Source organism: Skermanella sp. (genome assembly GCF_059503625.1).
Window position 1 is genome coordinate 1 of the sequence record NZ_JCACHA010000306.1, and the last position, 2,914, is coordinate 2,914.

The 2,914-nt window shown below is 64.5% G+C and carries 3 protein-coding genes; all 3 read left to right on the forward strand.

Translation table 11 applies throughout. The features are described 5' to 3' along the window. Positions 1–1,274: NAD(P)/FAD-dependent oxidoreductase (locus tag AC5JJ6_RS07105; RefSeq protein ID WP_496041362.1), on the forward strand; the 1,274-nt coding region annotated here is incomplete at its 5' end. Between the two features lie 60 nt (positions 1,275–1,334). Beyond that, positions 1,335–2,369 carry an ABC transporter substrate-binding protein gene (locus AC5JJ6_RS07110; protein ID WP_496041363.1) on the forward strand — a complete coding sequence of 345 codons (1,035 nt, stop codon included), beginning with the start codon at positions 1,335–1,337 and terminating at the stop codon, positions 2,367–2,369. Positions 2,370–2,420: 51 nt separating this feature from the next. Further along, on the forward strand, positions 2,421–2,914 hold a 494-nt coding region (locus tag AC5JJ6_RS07115), incomplete at its 3' end, for an ABC transporter ATP-binding protein (protein WP_496041364.1).

The window sequence follows — 2,914 nt, forward strand, 5'->3', positions numbered from 1 at the left end:
CGCCTTCTTTATGGGCAGCAACCGCGACGGCGAAGAAAGAATACCCTCGTCTCCAGGGCGTGCATCTCGCCGATGTCGTGATCGTGGGCGGCGGCTTCACCGGATTGTCTGCCGCGCTGCATCTGGCGGAGGTCGGTATCAAGGCCCTTGTCCTGGAAGCTCATGAACCCGGCTGGGGCGCTTCGGGACGGAACGGCGGGCAGGTCATTCCAGGTCTCAAATACGACCCGGACGAGTTGGAAAGCCACTTCGGCCCGGAAGTCGTCAAGACGGCCGGCGGCGGACCGGATCTGGTATTCTCCCTGATCGAAAAACATGCAATCGACTGCCATCCCGTCCGTAAGGGCTGGATCCAGCCGGCTCACGACTCCAAGGCGCTCGGCACCGTGCTGGGCCGCGCGGCGCAATGGGCGAAGCGCGGCGTCGACATGGAAGTCCTGGAGAAGGACCGGCTGGACCAGCTCATGGGCACCGGGTTCTATGTCGGCGGCTGGATCGACAAGCGCGGCGGCGGCATCCAGCCGCTCAGCTACGCACGCGGGCTGGCCGCAGCGGCGGCGAAGGCCGGGGCCGGCATTCATGGGGATTCTCCGGTCAAGGCGCTGTCGCGGGGGCCGGCCGGCTGGATCGTGGAAACCGGGCACGCCACGATCACGGCGCAGAAGGTCATCCTGGCGACCAACGGCTATACCGATCATCTCTGGCCGGGGCTGGCGAAGACGGTCGTGCCGGTCTACAGCTTCCAGATCGCGACGCGCCCGCTGGGCGACAATGTCCGGCGTTCCATCCTGCCGGAAGGGCAGGTCGCATCCGATACGCGCCGGCTGCTCTGGTACTACAGGCTGGACCATCAGGGCCGGCTGCTGATGGGGGGCAGGGGGCCTTTCAAGGAAACGCCGGGCTACGAGGATGCGGGAAGCCTGAAATCGGCGATTTCCCGGCTGTATCCGCAGGTAGCGGACGATCCGCTCGAGTTCGTCTGGGCCGGCAAGGTCGCCATGACGCAGGATCACCTGCCGCACCTTCACGTGCTGGCCGACGGCCTCTATGCCGGGCTGGGGTTCAACGGCCGGGGCGTCGCCATGGGCACTGTCATGGGGCGCATGCTGGCCCTGCTGGCTGGCGGCGCCGATCCGCGCGACGTTCCGTTCCCGATTACCGCCATGAAGCCGATGGCGTTCCACCGCCTTCACCGGCCCGCCGTGATGGCGATCGCCGAGTACTACAAGATCCGTGACGCACTGGAAGCAAGGTTCGGCCCGAAGGCCGCCTGAAGCGCGTCAATGCTGCCGAAACAATAAGCACACAAAAAGAAACAGAGGAGATTTACGTCGATGAATACAGGAAAACTCCGGGCTCTGGCCGGCGCCGTGTCGGTCGCGGCCCTGCTGGTCGCGACCGTGGCCGAGGCCAAGGATACGCTGACCGTCGTTTCGTTCGGCGGGTCGTACCAGGACGCACAGCGGAAGGCGATGTTCGAGCCGACGGCCAAGGCGCTGGGGATCGACATCAAGGAAGATACGCTGAGCGGCCTGGCCGAGGTGCGGTTGCAGGTACGCTCCGGCAGCGTCAGCTGGGACGTGGTCGATCTGGGCGCAACCGACTGCGCGATCGGCGCCGCCGAAGGGCTGTTCGAACCGCTGGACTACAAGGTCATCAAATCAGACGGCATCGCCAAGCCGATGGTCAACGACGACTGGATCGGCATCATCTATTACTCGACCGTACTTGCCTGGAACAAGAAACTCGACAAGCAGCCGAAGACCTGGGCCGATTTCTGGAATGCCAAGGACTTCCCCGGCAGCCGGTCGCTCCGCAACAACCCGCAGGTCATCATGGAATTGGCACTGCTGGCCGACGGCGTGCCGCTCGACAAGCTTTATCCGCTCGACGCCGACCGCGCGTTCAAGAAGCTGGAGGAGATCAAGCCGCACATCACGACGTGGTGGGGCTCGGGCGCCCAGTCGGCGCAGCTCATCAAGGACGGCGAGGTCGATATGCTCGCCATCTGGAACGGGCGGCTTTCATCGGCCATGAAGGATGGCGCCAATGCCGACTACACCTACGACCAAGGACTGCTGAACGCCGACTGCCTGGCGATTCCCAAGGGATCGAAGAACGTCGAGCTGGCGCAGAAAGCCATCGCCATGTTCGTCTCGCCGGAACAGCAGGCGGAAATACCGAAATACATCAACTACGGTCCGGTCAACGCCAAGGCCTTCGACCTGGACATCCTGACGGCGGAGCAGAAGGCGCTGCTGAATTCCTCGCCGGAGAACATGAAGAAGCAGGTCGTGGTCGATGCCCAGTGGTGGGGCGAGAACGGCGCCGAGCTTCAGGAGCGTTGGGACAGCTTCACCCAGAAGTAAGCCGGCAGCCTGTCCGGTCAGTTTTGAAAACCGCAAATCGAGAGGCTGCACATGGCCAACCCCATAACCATCCGCAGCGTTCGCAAGACTTACGGCGACTTCGTGGCGCTCGAGGGCATCGACATGGACATCGCCGCCGGCGAGTTCATGACGCTGCTGGGACCCTCGGGCTCGGGCAAGACCACGCTGCTGATGATCCTGGCCGGGTTCACCCGGCCGGATGCCGGCAGCATCCAGGTGGCGGGGCAGGAGATCATCCGGATGCCGCCGCACAAGCGGGACATCGGCATGGTGTTCCAGAACTACGCGCTGTTTCCGCATATGAACGTCGCGGAAAACGTCGCGTTTCCCTTGAAGCTGCGGAAGGCCGCGCGGGCGGAGATCGAGACGCGGGTGCGGCGGGCGCTGGCCCAGGTCCAGCTCGAGAGCTTCATCGACCGGGGCGTCGACCAGCTGTCGGGTGGCCAGCGCCAGCGGGTGGCGCTGGCCCGCGCCCTGGTGTTCGAGCCGAAGATCGTCCTGATGGACGAACCGCTGTCGGCACT

Coding starts and splice junctions, on each gene's coding strand:
- AC5JJ6_RS07110 (WP_496041363.1), top strand. CDS start 1,335: ATGAATACAGGAAAACTCCGGGCTCTGGCCGGCGCCGTGTCGGTCGCG.